Origin of the sequence: Pseudofrankia asymbiotica (assembly GCF_001983105.1) — a bacterium.
GTDB lineage: Bacteria > Actinomycetota > Actinomycetes > Frankiales > Frankiaceae > Pseudofrankia > Pseudofrankia asymbiotica.
Map to the genome: position 1 here is coordinate 165,084 of NZ_MOMC01000017.1, position 15,777 is coordinate 180,860.

At 71.6% G+C, this 15,777-nt stretch carries 11 protein-coding genes; 7 read left to right on the forward strand and 4 right to left on the reverse strand.

The genetic code is table 11. The features are described from left to right. Positions 1-483: 483 nt before the first annotated feature. Together BL253_RS10525 and BL253_RS10530 are read right to left on the reverse strand one after the other, a co-directional pair. Complete coding sequence (locus tag BL253_RS10525) at positions 484-1,626, reverse strand: restriction endonuclease subunit S (protein WP_076815897.1); 1,143 nt, start codon at positions 1,624-1,626, stop codon at positions 484-486. A 46-nt stretch (positions 1,627-1,672) separates the two neighbouring features. Then, positions 1,673-2,065 (reverse strand): hypothetical protein, encoded by a 393-nt coding sequence (locus BL253_RS10530; RefSeq protein WP_241834686.1) that lies wholly within the window; start codon positions 2,063-2,065, stop codon positions 1,673-1,675. 263 nt (positions 2,066-2,328) lie between these two features. On the opposite strand from BL253_RS10530, the gene BL253_RS10535 reads away from it, so the two are divergent. The 5 genes from BL253_RS10535 to dapB all read left to right on the forward strand — a co-directional run bounded on the left by BL253_RS10535 (position 2,329) and on the right by dapB (position 8,874). Beyond that, entirely contained in the window at positions 2,329-3,270 is a 942-nt protein-coding gene (locus BL253_RS10535; RefSeq protein WP_076815899.1) for a bifunctional riboflavin kinase/FAD synthetase, read from the forward strand. A gap of 290 nt (positions 3,271-3,560) precedes the next feature. Beyond that, positions 3,561-3,830, forward strand: coding sequence for a 30S ribosomal protein S15 (rpsO, locus tag BL253_RS10540; RefSeq protein WP_076815900.1), 270 nt, complete (start codon positions 3,561-3,563; stop codon positions 3,828-3,830). A gap of 466 nt (positions 3,831-4,296) precedes the next feature. Further along, positions 4,297-6,480: a polyribonucleotide nucleotidyltransferase gene (locus tag BL253_RS10545; RefSeq protein ID WP_076815902.1), complete on the forward strand. Its 2,184-nt coding sequence runs from the start codon at positions 4,297-4,299 to the stop codon at positions 6,478-6,480. Positions 6,481-6,681: 201 nt separating this feature from the next. Continuing rightward, positions 6,682-8,034 carry a M16 family metallopeptidase gene (locus BL253_RS10550; RefSeq protein ID WP_241834687.1) on the forward strand — a complete coding sequence of 451 codons (1,353 nt, stop codon included), beginning with the start codon at positions 6,682-6,684 and terminating at the stop codon, positions 8,032-8,034. 99 nt (positions 8,035-8,133) lie between these two features. Then, positions 8,134-8,874: a 4-hydroxy-tetrahydrodipicolinate reductase gene (gene dapB / locus BL253_RS10555; protein ID WP_076815905.1), complete on the forward strand. Its 741-nt coding sequence runs from the start codon at positions 8,134-8,136 to the stop codon at positions 8,872-8,874. 91 nt (positions 8,875-8,965) lie between these two features. On the opposite strand, the gene BL253_RS10560 is transcribed toward dapB, so the two are convergent. Together BL253_RS10560 and BL253_RS10565 are read right to left on the reverse strand one after the other, a co-directional pair. Further along, positions 8,966-11,281, reverse strand: coding sequence for a hypothetical protein (locus BL253_RS10560; RefSeq protein WP_076816008.1), 2,316 nt, complete (start codon positions 11,279-11,281; stop codon positions 8,966-8,968). Then, positions 11,281-13,107, reverse strand: a complete 1,827-nt coding sequence (locus BL253_RS10565; RefSeq protein WP_076815907.1) for an Hsp70 family protein — start codon at positions 13,105-13,107, stop codon at positions 11,281-11,283. Before BL253_RS10565 ends, BL253_RS10560 begins: the two co-directional genes overlap by 1 nt. 421 nt (positions 13,108-13,528) lie before the next feature. On the opposite strand from BL253_RS10565, the gene hisS reads away from it, so the two are divergent. After that, complete coding sequence (hisS, locus tag BL253_RS10570; RefSeq protein ID WP_076815909.1) at positions 13,529-14,845, forward strand: histidine--tRNA ligase; 1,317 nt, start codon at positions 13,529-13,531, stop codon at positions 14,843-14,845. Positions 14,846-14,918: 73 nt separating this feature from the next. Further along, positions 14,919-15,653, forward strand: coding sequence for an FAD-dependent thymidylate synthase (gene thyX / locus BL253_RS10575; RefSeq protein WP_076815911.1), 735 nt, complete (start codon positions 14,919-14,921; stop codon positions 15,651-15,653). Positions 15,654-15,777 lie beyond the last annotated feature (124 nt).

Consider the following 15,777-nt stretch of genomic DNA (forward strand, 5'->3'; position numbering starts at 1 on the left):
ACCAGCAGCGTATGGACCAGCCACCCACCGCGAGCACCCCACGCCCACAGCGATCGTCACCCAAACGACCTGACCTGCGACAACAGCGGCCAATCAAGAGAACTGACTAGTTACGGCACGCCAACCTCAATCCCTCAAGTCATGGCGTGGATGATCGTGAACCGTCTGCTCTGTGTTGTCGATGTTGGCTTGCGATGATCGACTACCTGGGGTCCGCCCTACTGCCCTGCCGTTGCGCGGGTTGAAGCCATGRCCGACGCCCGGCCGGTCCTTCGGTCGGCGGGGTGGGGGCGACCCGGATGGTCTGGCGTGGTCGAGGAGAGTAGTCGGGTGATCGCTTCAACCGTCGGCGGTGCTCGTGAGTGGCTGGACGGGGAGACCGCGCAGCTCGCGGTGGTGGGCAGGCGGGGCCGGCCTGACGCTGTCCCCCTATCTTGCATGGATCCCAGAGGGTGGTTGGAGGCGAGCTGGAGAAGTTCTTTTCTACAGCCTGCCCTCGAATGCGCGGTGCCGAAGCGAGGAAAAGAGATCCTCGAGCCCGGCTAGATGGGCGACGTGAGCGGCTCGCAGGCGTGCGATGCTTCGAATCCTCGGCCCGAACTCCACCTGTAGTTCGAGGGGCGGGCAAAGAACGGGAATATTTCTCAGCGGGCCCTGAAAGAGATTCGCGTGACTTGATGACCGCGCCGCTTGCAGCATGCGGGCCCTGAGTGCCGGAGTCCGGAGATAGCCGGCGAGGTAGTCCGTCGTGACGAGAGACATCCTCGGTCTCACCAGTGCCGCGCTACGAACGAGGGAGAAGGGTTCGTCTGTCTCCACCGGAGCTACTCGGCCGATGGTTCCCGAGCAGGATATCAAGATATCCCCTCGGCGGGGATCGCAGCGCCGCCTGATTCGCGCGTGCTCCTCGGGCCCGATGTGGTCGACATTCGCGAAGTCGATGTACCCGTCTCGGACGTTACGGGCGGACAGCAGCTTGATTCCGCCCGCTTCTMTGCGCGGAGTGCGGTGCTCCCCGTCGGTCACCTGCTCCGCGACCTGCTCGACGGTCGACGAGCCCCAATCGTGCGGGTTTGACGCCGGGTCACCGAACATGTCGACGAAGGTTGACACCGCGAGGTCGTCGAAGAGAGTCAGCGCCTCCCGCCGCCACGCCAACAGCATTTCCCCATGATCGAGTATCCTCGCGCGCCGGGTCTGCTCTTGGACCGAGGGCAGGGATATCTCCAGCTCGCCTATGTCTTCCCGACTTACCTGCTTGAACGTGGCCCCTCTTCCTTTGCTGGCCAGTATCGCCACGTTATGGCCGAGCCAGTGCCAGAGAAAGCGGGAGTGGAGGCCAGGGAGCGGCCGTAGGGCGGCCACACCCCGTCCAATGCAGTACTCGCCGTCGGCCAGAACCTTGGACCCGATCGACGCTCGAACTCCGACGATCACATCGCCGGGCCTCGAGATCTTCGGCGCCTTCCTTGTGAACTTTTTCGGCGCTGGACGGACGAGCCCGAAATCGCCGGGGCCAGCGATCAGCGGCCAGCCCTCGAATTCCGTATTGTAGGCGTCTCTCCGGGGGGCCTGGCCCATGATTATTTCGCAGACATCGCCGAGCCTGCGTGTCGAGGAGACCATCTCACCATTCTCTTCAGGCCAGACATGCCGGCCTGCGCCTGGGAGATCACCTGTAGGCACGACGGGAGCGTACTGGCACGTAGACAGGCAGGCGGCACGCGTCGTCCCGACCTCGACCGTGTTGCCAGGTGACGCAGRCTCGGCCGGTCAGGTGGATCCCGTGCGGGTGGAGGACGAAGTACATGGTCCCTTTGGAGCGGACGGAGCCGTCGTCGGCCGCGTACCAGCCCATGAGGACCTGGTTGTCCCAGATGCGCGGTTCGCCGCGCCAGAGGTAGCCGCCCTCGTCGAGGGTGACGCCTCCTCTCCTGAGGGCGTCGACCGTCATCCCGTCCCCGTGGCGCTCCCCGATGCGGACCTCCTGCGATATGACGATCTCGTCGCCGTCCTTGAACGTCTGCCAGCCGCCCCGGCGGACCACCCTCGTCTGACCGAGCACGGTCCCCGGCCACATCTGTTCAAGATCGCCAGATCTGTACGCAAATCCGAACTGGAGAGGGCCCGGAGTTCGGATTTCGATACAGATCTTGCGATCTTGCGATCTTGCTCGCGGCGCTGTGAGGCTACGTGTCGACCTTGACCGGGACGGCGCTGAGCGGCGGGGCCGCCAGTGTGGTGGACCATCTCGGTGACGACAGATGATGATCATGGCGTTCGTCCCACCCGCGGAGGCTTGTGGCGAGCATGCCCTAGGCTTCGGACGTGCGGTGGTGGCGAGGGCTGGACAACACACCCGTCGACTGGCGTGGTGGCGTTGTCACGATCGGCTTCTTCGACGGCGTGCATGTGGGACACCGTAAGATCATCGGCCTCGCCGTCGAGCGAGCCAGGGCGCTGGGCGTGCCGTCGCTGGTGCTCACCTTCGACCCGCACCCCGCCGAGGTCGTGCGCCCGGGCAGCCATCCCGCGCTGCTGACCACCCTGGAGTTCAAGGCCGAGCTGCTCGGGGCCATCGGCGTCGACGCGCTGTGCGTCCAGCCGTTCACCCTGGAGTTCAGCGAGTTCACCGCGGACGAGTTCGCCGCGAAGATCCTCGCCGAGACGCTGCGCGCCAGGGTGGTGGTCGTCGGCCGGAACTTCACGTACGGCCACCGCGCCGCCGGCAGGGTGGACACCCTCGTCCACGCCGGCGCCGAGCTCGGATTCGAGGTCGAGGGCATGTCGCTGCTGAGTGACGACGAGCCCAGGGGCGAGGTGGTGGTGTCCTCGACCCACATCCGCGCGCAGGTCGCCGAGGGTGACGTGGCCGGTGCCGCCCACGGCCTGGGCCGGCTGCACCGCGTCGAGGGCGTCGTCGTGCACGGGGACGCGCGCGGGCGCACGATCGGCTACCCGACGGCGAACCTGCGGGTGACGCCATGGGCGGCCATCCCAGCCGACGGCGTGTACGCCGGGTTCGCCTGCTGGCAGGGCCGGCGTCAGCCGGCCGCGATCTCGATCGGGACGAACCCGACGTTCGCCGGCCGTGAGCGGCGGGTGGAGGCCTTCCTGCTCGACTTCGACGGCGATCTGTACGGCGAGTACATGGCCTTCGAGTTCGTCGCCCGGCTGCGCCCGACGCTGCGGTTCGACTCGGTCGAGGAGCTCGTCCGCCAGATGGCCCTGGACGTGGAGGCCACCCGCACCGCGACCACCTCCACCTGACCCGGCGGGGAAGCCGGGCTCCGTGGGGAACCGGGCTTCACGCGGCGGCCGGGCTCCGCGAGGCAGCTCGGTAGCAGGTCGGTTCCCCGGAGTTGATAGGCTGCGTAGTCAAGACGGGAGTGGTGTGTTCCCAGCACTGGGGACTCCTCGCGGGGGCCTCGCACTGGGATCTCACACCGGGATCTTTAGCACGAGGGACCCCAAGAGGGCCCACAGCACTTGGAACTCCACTTTGCTCGGGTGACTGAGACCCCGAGCGCACCACCCCGCATGACAGATGAAGGTGGATCGTGCCGCTTTCCAGCGACGTGAAGCAGAAGATCATGACCGAGTACGCGACGGTCGAGCACGACACCGGCTCACCCGAGGTCCAGGTCGCGATGCTGACCCGGCGGATCAGTGACCTGACCGAGCACCTGAAGATGCACAAGCACGACCACCACAGCCGCCGCGGCCTGCTCCTGCTGGTCGGACGGCGTCGGCGGCTGCTGAACTACCTGCAGAAGACGGACATCAGCCGGTACCGAGCCCTGATCGAAAGACTGGGTCTGCGCCGGTAGCTGGCAGAGGGAGTGGCCATGGGCCGCTCCCTCTGGCACGTGGTGGACAAATCTGGTCGCCGCCTTCGGGCGGCTTCCCCGTTGCCCGCGACGTTGCCCCGGGGGGCGACCCCCGGACCCCCGATGTGATCCGCTGGCGCGGATCACCGGGGGAACCCGGGACCCGGGACTCGGCGAACGGTGCGATCCKCTGACACGGATCGTCCGGGGCCTGGGACTCGGCTCGGTCTCGTTCCGGAGAGCGGTCGGAACGTGAGAAATGCATAGCGGCGTCGAGGGAGGGTCCCTCGGCGCGGCGGAGGACCTGACCGGGTCCTGGCGGCGCGAGTCGCCGGTCCTCGGTCGTGACCCCCGGGCAGGCCAGACCTCGCGGTCCGGCGAGGCGGCGCCACCCCGGAGGCCACGACTGAGCACCGGCATCCCCTCGCCTCGTCCCGGTCGGGTCAAGAGGATGGAGGAGCAACAGATGGATGACTCGACAACGGCGACCGAGGCGGTCGTCACCACCCCCCTGGGCACCCGGACGATCCGGTTCGAGACCGGCCGGCTGGCCAAGCAGGCCGCCGGCTCCGTGGTCGCCTACCTGGGCGACACGATGGTGCTGTCCGCGACCACGGTCAGCAAGCAGCCCAAGGAGAACCTGGACTTCTTCCCGCTGACGGTCGACGTCGAGGAGCGGATGTACGCGGCCGGGCGGATTCCCGGCTCGTTCTTCCGCCGCGAGGGCCGGCCCAGCGAGGACGCGATCCTGACCTGCCGGCTGATCGACCGGCCGCTGCGCCCGTCGTTCGCCAAGGGCCTGCGCAACGAGATCCAGGTCGTCGAGACCGTGCTCGCGCTCGACCCGGAAACGCTCTACGACGTGGTCGCGATCAACGCGGCCAGCGCGTCGACGCTGCTCGCCGGCCTGCCGTTCACCGGCCCGGTCGGCGCGACCCGGGTCGGCTTCGTCGACGGCCAGTGGGTGGCGTTCCCGACGCACTCCGAGCTCGCCCGCGCGACCTTCGACATGGTCGTCGCCGGTCGGGTCCTGGAGGACGACTCCGACGTCGCGATCATGATGGTCGAGGCGGAGGCGACGCCGGGCACCGTGGCGCTGATCGAGGGCGGCGCGCCGGCGCCGACCGAGGAGATCGTCGCGGCGGGCCTCGAGGCCGCCAAGCCCGCGATCCGTGAGCTGTGCCGCGCCCAGCGCGAGCTGGCCGCCTCGGCGGCCAAGCCGGTCCGCGAGTACCCGGTGTTCCTGGACTACGGCGACGACGTGCTCGAGGTGCTGTCCGCGGCCGTGGGCGACGAGCTCGCCGCGGCGCTGCGGATCGCCGGCAAGCAGGAGCGCGAGAGCGAGCTCGACCGGGTCAAGGCGCTCGCGGTCGAGAAGGTCGGCTCGCAGTTCGACGGCCGGGAGAAGGAGATCARCGCGGCGTACCRCTCGCTGACGAAGAAGCTGGTCCGCCAGCGGGTCGTCGCGGACGGCCTGCGCATCGACGGCCGCAGCACCACCGAGATCCGGGCGCTGTCGGCCGAGGTCGACTACGTGCCGCGGGTGCACGGCTCGGCGCTGTTCGAGCGTGGCGAGACCCAGATCATGGGCGTCACCACGCTGGCGATGCTCCGGATGGAGCAGAACGTCGACACGCTCAACCCGGAGCGCACCAAGCGCTACATGCACAACTACAACTTCCCGCCGTACTCGACCGGTGAGACCGGTCGCGTCGGCTCGCCGAAGCGACGCGAGATCGGCCATGGCGCCCTCGCCGAGCGGGCGCTGCTGCCGGTGCTGCCGAGCCGCGAGGAGTTCCCCTACGCGATCCGCCAGGTCTCCGAGGCGCTCAGCTCCAACGGCTCGACGTCGATGGGCTCGGTGTGCGCGAGCACGCTGTCGCTGCTCAACGCCGGTGTGCCGCTGCGGGCGCCGGTCGCCGGCATCGCGATGGGCCTCATCCACGAGGGCGAGAGCTACGTCACGCTGACGGACATTCTCGGGGCCGAGGACGCCTACGGCGACATGGACTTCAAGGTCGCCGGCACCCGGGACTTCGTCACCGCGCTGCAGCTGGACACCAAGCTGGACGGCATCCCGGCGAACGTGCTGGCTGGCGCCTTGCAGCAGGCCCGCGCCGCCCGGTTCGCGATCCTCGACGTCATGGCCGAGGCCATCGAGGGGCCGGACGAGATGTCCGAGCACGCCCCGCGGGTCATCTCCGTGAAGATCCCGGTCGACAAGATCGGCGAGGTCATCGGGCCCAAGGGCAAGATGATCAACCAGATCCAGGCCGACAGCGGCGCCGAGATCACCGTCGAGGACGACGGCACGATCTACATCGGCGCGGCCGACGGCACGTCGGCGGAGACGGCGCGCAGTGCCATCAACGCGATCGCCAACCCGCAGATGCCGGAGGTCGGCGAGCGCTACCTCGGCACGATCGTGAAGATCACGAACTTCGGCGCCTTCGTGTCGCTCACCCCGGGCAAGGACGGCCTGCTGCACGTCAGCAAGCTCAAGCAGCTCTCCGGTGGCAAGCGGGTCGAGAAGGTCGAAGACGTGCTCAACGTCGGCCAGAAGCTTCAGGTCGAGATCACCGAGATCGACAGCCGAGGCAAGATCAGCCTGTCGCCCGCGGCCGAGGAGAACGCCACGGCCGACGCCTGACGGGCTGGCACACCACGGTGCGCCAGCTCGTCACCGGCCCGCACCCGCGGGCCGGTGACGAGCGGCGCGTCGTCCCTCATCCCGGAATGCCCCCCGGGATGAGGAGCTTTGCTTTCGTGTCGGGCTCGCTCGACGGATGATCCCCATGCCGGCAGGGGCGGACGGCCCACCGGACCCAGCGGAGTGATCAAGGTAGAGGCTGTGACGCAGACCGACACGACCCAGGCCGCGCCGACGCGGGCCGCGGCGCTGCTCTCCGGGCAGCCGACCGAACAGCTCCTGGCCGGCGCGGTACGGCGCACGGTGCTGCCCGGCGGCCTGCGGGTGCTCACCGAGCACATCCCCGGCGTTCGCTCCGCGGCGGTCGGCATCTGGGTCGGTGTCGGCTCGCGTGACGAGGACCCGGCGACGGCGGGCTGCTCGCACTTCCTGGAGCACCTGCTGTTCAAGGGCACCCCGAACCGGGACGCGCTGACCATCAGCGCCTCGGTCGAGGCGGTCGGCGGCGACCTCAACGCCTTCACCGCCAAGGAGTACACCTGCTACTACGCGCGGGTCCTCGACGAGGACCTGCCGATGGCCATCGACGTCGTGTGCGACATGGTCGCGAACTCGCTGATCACCGCGGACGACGTCGAGGCCGAGCGTGGCGTGATCCTCGAGGAGATCGCCATGCACGAGGACGACCCCGGCGACGTCGTCCACGACGTCTTCGCCGAGGCCGTGCTCGGCTCGTCGTCGCTCGGCCGCCCGGTGCTCGGCACGATCGCCTCGATCGAGTCGCTCGGCCGGGACACGATCGCCGACTACTACCGCGCCCGCTACGCCCCGCCGGCGCTCGTGGTCGCCGTCGCCGGCAACATCGACCACGACCAGACGCTCGCGATGGTCGCCGAGGCGTTCGCCGACAGGCTCTCCGGCCCGGCGGACGCCGCCGCGCCACGCGCCGGGGCCTACGGCTACCCGGGCAAGCCCGGCCTGCTGGTCTCGCGCCGGCCGACCGAGCAGGCCAACGTCGTGCTCGGCACCGCGGGGATGTCCCGGCGCGACCCGCGCCGGTTCGCCCTCGGCCTGCTCTCGACCGCGCTCGGCGGCGGCATGAGCTCAAGGCTGTTCCAGGAGGTGCGCGAGAAGCGGGGGCTCGCCTACTCCGTCTACTCGTTCGCCTCGCACTTCGCCGACGCCGGGCTGTTCGGCCTGTACGCCGGCTGCACGCCCAAGCGGGCCCGCGAGGTGCTGGAGATCTGCCGCGACGAGGTCCGCCGGATCGCGCAGGAGGGCATCACCCCGGCCGAGCTCGACCGGGCCCGCGGCCAGACCCGCGGCTCGCTCGTCCTCGGGCTGGAGGACACCGGCTCGCGGATGAGCCGGCTTGGCAAGGGTGAGCTGGTCCACGGCGAGCTGCTCTCCGTCGACCAGGTGCTCGAGCGGGTGGACGCGGTGTCCCTCGAGGACGTCCAGGCGATCGCCGGCGAGCTCGTCGCCCAGCCGTGGGGCCTCGGCGTCATCGGCCCCTTCAAGAACGACAACGACTTCGCCTCGCTGGTCTCCTGAAGCACCCAAGGTCGGATGCGTCGGCGTCAGGTCGCACTACGCTGACGGAGTGAGGCGGGCCCGTGGATGCGCCCGCGCTGGGCGACAGGTGGTCCGTCAATGATCAATGTGGGTGTGCTCGGGGCGCGCGGGCGGATGGGCGCGACCGTGTGCGCGGCGGTCGAGGCCGCCGACGATCTGGCGCTCGTAGCCGCTGTCGACGCCGATGAGGACCGCTCGGCGCTCGGCAAGGCGGAGGTGGTCGTCGACTTCACCCACCCGGGCGCGGTGATGGACAACCTGCGCTGGTGCGTCGACAACGGCCTGCACGCGGTGGTCGGCACCACCGGGTTCGACGATGATCGTCTCGCGACCGTGCGGGGCTGGCTCGCGGCGAATCCAGGGATCGGCGTGCTGGTGGCGCCGAACTTCGGCATAGCCGCGGTTCTCATGATGCGTTTCGCMGCCCAGGCCGCCCGGTTCTTCGAGTCCGTCGAGATCGTCGAGCTGCACCACCCGAACAAGGCCGACGCGCCGAGCGGCACCGCCCGGCGCACCGCCGAGCTGATCGCCGCCGCCCGCCGCGAGGCGGGTCTCGACCCGGCCGGCCCCGACGCCACCACGACGGCGCTCGACGGCGCCCGCGGCGCGTCCGTCGACGGCATCCCCGTGCACGCGGTCCGTCTGGGCGGCCTGGTGGCTCATCAGGAGGTCCTCCTGGGCGGCTCGGGGGAGACCCTGACCATCCGGCACGACTCTCTCGACCGAGTCTCCTTCATGCCCGGCGTCCTGCTGGCCGTCCGCGAGATCTCGGCCCGGCCTGGCCTGACCGTCGGCCTGGACCCCCTGTTGGATCTTTAGCGCCGCACCGGCCGCCGGCCGGGCGGCACCGCGGCCACCACCACCGCCACCTGCCTGCCTGGCCTCCTGGCCTCCCGGGCTGGCAGGCAGGTCAGAGCCGGTCGCGGGCCGGGAGGTGGCGGCGGGCGGCGGGCACGGCGGTGGAAGCGACGATCAGGCGGCCGGCGGGGTCGCGCAGGCAGGCGAAGATGGCGACGTGCAGGGGGCGCGGGGGCGGCAGCACGAGGCCGCCGTCGAGCTCGTAGCGGGTGTTGGTGACCTTGCGGGACTGGGCTACCGGGTCGTTCGCGGCGATGGGCGGGGCGTCCTGGMGCCAGGTGACGATGACCTCGGTGCAGCCGTCCGGCCAGGTCCACCGCAGCTTGCCCGCGACGATGGCGAGGTCACTCGCCGGCTCCAGGGCGTCGGCGGGTGTGCGCGCGATCAGCTGGGTGCGGTCGCCGTCCTCGGCGTCCTGCGACGCGCCGGAGGCGGCGGTGCTGGATCCGGCTGTGCTGGTTCCGGACGGGGCCCCGGTCCGCTCGGCCAGCGCGCCCGGCGCCTGCTCCTGCGCGGAGCCGGCGGGAGCCGGCCAGAGGGCAGGCTGCGACCAGGCGCCGCCGATGCCGGCGCGGACCTCGTAGCCCGGCAGCTCGGCGCCGGCCGGTACCCCGCCATCCTCGATGAACGTCGCCTCGGTCATCCCGACGGTGCGGGTCGCGCCGTCGGCGCCGACGCGCGTGACCCGGTAGCGCGCCCCGGGCGTGGGGGAGGGCGCCCACCGGATCTCGATGGCGCCGGCGCCGCGCATGACGACCAGCGCTGACGGCGGGGCGAGGTTCTCGGCGAGCAGCTCGCGCGCCGCGGTGGAGTCCGTGACAAGGCCGAGCACCGCGAGCGCGGCGGCGGCGCGTTCGGCCGGCGGGGCGGTGGCCGCGGCGGCGAGCAGCTCGTCGGCGCGCCGGTGGTCCTCCTCGACTGCCTCGGTCACAGCGGCGAGCTCCGCTCCCTCGGGCCCGGGCACGTCCCGTCCCGTCCTCGCGAGCTCGGCGGCCAGCCGCCTGGCCTGCTCAAGGCGCCGGTCGGCGACGGCCCGGGTCAGCTCCGCCCAGCGCTCGCTGGCCCGTCGGACGGCCGCCTCGATCTCGTCCCCGAGTGCGCGGATCGGCGGCAGCGCGCTGCCGGCGATCTCCAGGGCGCGCGCGAGCTGGTCGCTGGCGGCGATCGGCGTCCCGGCCTCCAGCGCCGCCCGCGCCTGGGCGAGCACGTCCCGCCAGTCGGGCAACGGGCCAGAATCGCGAGCCGGGCCGGAACCGGAAGTCGAGCCGGAACCGGAAGTCGAGCCCGTCCGGTCGTCCGCGCCGGACGGCCGCGTGGGCGTGGACGGCCGCCTGCGCGTGTCGATGCGAGGCGTCGTAGGGGGTGCGGCGCGCCGGGTGTCCGGGCCGGGTGCCGTGGCGGTGACGACGGCGTCGTCGACGCCGGCCTCCCGGGCCAGGGCCCGCACGACCGCGGCCGCCCGCGCCGGGTCAAGCCCTTCGGCCTGCGCGGCCGCGACGAGGGCGGCGGCGTCGGCCGGCAGCAGCCGGTCCTCCACCAGTACCGCGGCCGCCAGCCGTGGGCGCAGCAGGTCGGCGGCCGCGCTGGCCAGCCCGTCGAGGTAGGCCTCCGGGTCGCCGTCGACGAGCAGGGTGGTCACCGCGGCGAGCAGGTCGTCCAGCAGCGCGCGGCGCCGGTCGGGCCGGCGGGCGCGGTTGCGCGCGAGCGCCTCGTCGCGCATCGCGCGGATCGTCTCCCGGCTGGCGCCCGGCGGCACGCCGAGCAGCTCGAAGAGGCTGCGCGGCGGGTCCTCGCCGACGATCCGGCCCAGCTCGTCGAGGTCCGAGCGGACCTGGCGGAGCACCTCCGGCGGCACCGGCCGCCGGGTGGTGCGCTCGGCCGCGCCGGCGCCGACCCGCCGGTGCCGGGCGACGCGCCGCTCGAACTCGTCGTCGCCGAAGCCGGCGTCCCTGGCGATCTTCCGCAGGCCGGGGATCTTGTCCTCGGGCAGCCCGCCGAACCGCTCGACAAGCCGGGCGACGGCCGCGTCCACGGCGGCGAACCGCCTGTCCTCGCGTTCGGCCCTGGCGCTCGCGACCCGGGCGGCGAGCTCCGTCCGGGCGGTCTGGGTCCTCAGCGCGTCCGTGAGCTCGCTGTGCCGGGCCAGCAGGGCCAGCACCACGCCCCGGTAGCGGGGATGGTCACGGCTTCGCTGCCAGAACGCCCAGACCTCGTCCATCCGCGCGGCGACGGCCGCGTCGTCGAGCGAGGCGACGTCCTCCAGCGGTATGTCATAGATCTCGAACGGGTCGCTGTGCTCCGCGCCGCCGCGGGCGTGAATGGGCGCGAGCACCCGGCTCCGGTAGTCGTTGGCGTCGAACGGCCGCATCAGGTCCACCCGGTCGGCGGACCGCCGAGCCCACCGCGGCCGAAGTCCGGTCCCGGCCCGGGTGGGCCGTCCTTGGGCTTCTCGCCCGGCTGGGCGGCCCGGCCGACGTCCCTGGCGCGGCGCGCCCGGGCGACCTGCTCGCGCTCCCGGGCCACGTCGGCCTGGCTCAGCGCCGCGGACGTCTCCACCCGTACGGTCAGCGCCTTGTCCGCCAGCCCCTCGTGCCGGGCGGTGACCTCGAGCATCCCGTCGAAGCCCATCCGGAAGGTGATCTCGATCTCCGTGCCGGCCGGGTAGCCGGGCGGGATGTCGGTGATCTCGGCCGCGGCGATGATCTTGTTGTCGTCGATCCGGCGGGACTCGGTGCCGCCCGCCTGCTCGACGACGTAGACGGTGACGGTGTCCTGGTCGTCGCGCACGGTGCCGAACGGGCGGCGCACGATCACCGGCAGCCGGTCGTTGCGGTGCACCAGGAAGACGGCGCCATGGTCGCCGAACCGGTCGAGCGCGAGCACGCCGAACCCGCGCGAGATGACGTTGACGACCTGCACCTCGATGGTGCGGCGGACCCGCGGCGCCGGCAGGCCCAGCGCCTCGGCCAGCCGGTGGCAGGCCGCGTCCAGGTCTGACGGGTCCGCGGCGTCGACGCCCGCGCCGTCGGGCAGCTGGCCGCGGGTCACCAGGTCGTTGATGACGAGGCGCTCGAGCGCCTTCTTCTCGCCGTAGAGGGCGGCGCCCCTGGCGACCGCCAGGTCGGGATCCGAGAGCTCGACCGGGACGTCGAACTCCTCGGACAGCCGCCGCGCGATCGCCGGCATCCTCGACGCCCCGCCGACGAGCAGCACCCGGTCGACGCCGCGGACCCCGCGCGCCCTGGCGGCCTCGACCGCCGCCCTCGTGAGGGTGATGGTGCGGTCGAGCAGGCCGCTGGTCAGCCGTTCGAGCTCGGCGCGGGTCAGCTCCACGTCGAGCGCCGCGCCGGCGTGCTCGACCCGCGCCGTCGTGGCGGTCCTGTCGGTCAGCTCGCGGCGGGCGCTCTCCGCGATGAGGGCGAGGGCCTGCGTGGCCTCGCCGTCGTCGAGCGGGTCGGGCAGCGACGGGTGCGCGGCGGTGAACGCGCTCGCCAGGTGCAGCACCAGCTTCTCGTCCCAGTCGGCGCCGCCGAGCTGGTGGTCGCCGTCGATCGCGACGACGGAGACCCGGCGGTCGGCGAGCTCGACGATCGTCACGTCGAACGTGCCGCCGCCCAGGTCGTAGACGAGCGCGACCTCCTCGTCGGCGGCGCTGGGACCCGCGAGCGTGCGCCGGCTACCGACCTCGAAGCGGGCGAAGCCGTAGGAGAGCGCCGCGGCGGTCGGCTCGTTGATGACGTCGATGACGTTCAGCCCGGCGTACTCGCCGGCCAGCACGGTCGCTCGCCGTTCCTCGTCACCGAAGTAGGCCGGGACGGTGATGACGACGTCGCGGACCGGCTCGCCGCCGGTGAGCTCGGCGTCCGAGATCAGCGCGGACAGAATGAGGCCGCTGATCGCCGGGGCGGACCAGGCCATCCCCGGCGACGCGGCGGCCGGCACGAACCGCCAGTCCCCCTCGCCCATCTTCCGCTTGACCAGCGAGCAGACGTCGTCCGGCCGGGAGCGGGAGAGCTGGCGGGCGGTCTCGCCGGTGATGTAGTCGTCGGGGCCGACGAACAGCACGACGCTGGGCAGCGTCATCGAGCCGTCGAGCAACGGCACGATCTCGGCCTCGCCGGCGGGCGAGACCCGGGCGAGGCAGCTGAACGTGGTGCCGAGGTCGATGCCGAACACCGTGCCGTCACCGGACATACCGGACAGCCCGGATGAGCCACCTCGTCGTGCGCGCACGGCCAGAAACCTATCCGCTTCGGGACCACTTGGCGTCACCCGTCGGGTGTACGACGCCCCGCGGATCGCTGGCCACCGGCTGTCGGCCGTCCGTTGGTGTCCCGTGGCCGTCCTGTCGCCATGGCGCGGCCACTGTCTGATCATCGGCAACCGGTAGAGTGCGCAGCGTGTATCCCCTCTCCCGACATCGGTGATCGGGCTGGCTCAGCCTGCTCGCTGACCCTGGTCAGCTTCGCCGGGCCGTTATGTCTGCCCAGGGGGACGACCCCCTGGAACCCCCGAGGCCGCGCCGCGCGCGGYCAGGGGTGAGGCAGGATTCGCCGGCGCCGCCAGCCCGTGTTCTCCTGCCCGATGTCGATATGAGAGGTGAGGTTCCGCCGCGATGAGCGATGTCCCGATCGTCAGGCCCGTCCCGATCAGCGGCTTCCCCGAATGGCTGCCCGGCGTGCGGGCCGTCGAGCAGAACTGGCTCGACCGGATCCGCGCCACCTTCGAGCGCTACGGCTTCTGCTCGGTGGAGACGCCGTCGGTCGAGTCGCTCGACGTGCTCGCCGCGAAGGGGGAGACCTCCCAGGAGGTCTACGCGCTGCGCCGCCTGCAGGCCGAGACCGGCGACGACAGCGGCCGGCTCGGGCTGCACTTCGACCTGACGGTGCCGTTCGCCCGCTACGTGGCCGCGCACTTCAACGAGCTGGCCTTCCCGTTCCGCCGTTACCAGATCCAGCGGGTCTGGCGGGGCGAGCGGCCGCAGGAGGGCCGGTTCCGCGAGTTCACCCAGTGCGACATCGACGTCATCAACGTCGACCAGGTGCCGCTGTACTTCGACGCCGAGCTGCCGCGCATCGTCCACGAGGTGCTCACCGACCTCGGCGTGCCGGCCTGGACGCTCAACGTCAACAACCGCAAGCTGCTGCAGGGCTTCTACGAGGGTCTCGGGATCGACGACCCGGTGGCCGTGATCCGGGCCGCGGACAAGCTCGACAAGATCGGCGCGGACGGCGTCGAGAAGCTGCTGGTCGAGACGGTGGGCCTGTCCGCCAAGCAGGCACGCGCGGTGCTCGACCTGGCGGCCGTCAGGGCCGACGGGTCGGCCGGCGTCATCGAGGCCGTCGGCCGCCTCGGCGTCAAGTCGGACCTGCTCACCGAGGGCCTGGACGAGCTGTCGTTCGTCCTCGACGAGCTCGCCGACCTGCCGGCGGGCAGCGTCGTCGCCGACCTGTCGATCGCCCGCGGGCTGGACTACTACACCGGCACCGTCTACGAGGCGAAGTTCGTCGACTGGCCCGGCTTCGGCAGCATCTGCTCGGGCGGCCGCTACGACGACCTCGCGGGCTCGTTCATCCGGCGCAGCCTGCCCGGCGTCGGCATCTCCATCGGCCTCACGAGGATCTTCGCCAAGCTCGTCGCCGAGGGCCTGATCACGCCCGGCCCGGCGAGCCCCGCGGACGTCCTGGTCGTCATCCCGAGCGACGAGCGGCGGCGTGCCGCGGTCGCGACGGCGGCCCGGCTGCGTGCCCGCGGGCTGAAGGTCGAGACCTACCACCAGGCCGACAAGCTCGCCAAGCAGATCCGCTACGCCTCCCGCAAGGGCATCGGCGCGGTGTGGTTCCCCCCGTTCGAGGACGGCCGCGACCACGAGGTCAAGAACATGTCCACCGGCGACCAGACCCCCGCCGACCCGGAGACCTGGACACCCTGACCGCCGGGCGGGCGCACGTCCGCCCGCCGGTACCTTGGATCGGCAACGTGGCGAACCGTTCGTGGAGGTGGCAGTGCGGGTTCAGGTGATCGCGCGGACGGAGTTCCTCCCGCCGGCGGACGTGCCGTGGGAGACCGACGCCGACGGTGGGCAGGCGCTCGCCGAGTTCGCGGGCCGGGCCTGCTACCAGAGCTGGAAGAAGCCGAACCCGGCGACCGCGACGAACGCCGGCTACCTGCGGCACATCCTCGAGGTGGGCCATCTGTCGGTGCTCGAGCACGGCACCGTCACGCTCTACTTCTCCGGCGTGTCCCGCAGCCTCACCCATGAGCTGGTCCGCCACCGGCACTTCTCCTACAGCCAGCTCTCGCAGCGCTACGTGCCCGAGCGGGACGCCGAGATGGTCGAGCCGGACGTGATCGCCGCCGACCCGGAGCTGCACGCCATCTTCGAGGAGGCGACGGCCGCGTCCCTGGCCGCCTACTCGAAGCTGCTGGAGGGCCTGGACAAGCACTTCGCCGAGGTCGCGGTCCCGACGTCGCGGCGCAAGCAGGCTCGCCAGGCCGCGCGCTCGGTGCTGCCGAACGCCACCGAGACCAGGATCGTCGTCACCGGCAACTACCGCGCCTGGCGGCACTTCATCGCGATGCGCGCCAGCGAGTCCGCGGACGTCGAGATCCGCGGCCTCGCCGTCGCGGTCCTGAAGGAGCTTCAGGGCGTCGCCCCGAACGTGTTCGCGGACTTCAGCCTCTCCACCCTCGACGACGGCACCGAGGTCGCCTCCAGCCCGCTCGTCGGCGAGGGGTAACCGGCCGCCGCCGGGCCCGCGTGAACCCGGCGGGCCGTTCTGGGCAAGTACATATGTGAGCACCAGAACCGCGCCAGAGCGGACGACGTGATCATGGTGGGTGTCGATCCTTCGCGGCCCACCA

What these genes read in the sequence shown, in the direction of transcription:
- BL253_RS10565 (WP_076815907.1), bottom strand. Translation starts at nt 13,107, where the DNA reads ATGTCCGGTGACGGCACGGTGTTCGGCATCGACCTCGGCACCACGTTC.
- hisS (WP_076815909.1), top strand. Translation starts at nt 13,529, where the DNA reads ATGAGCGATGTCCCGATCGTCAGGCCCGTCCCGATCAGCGGCTTCCCC.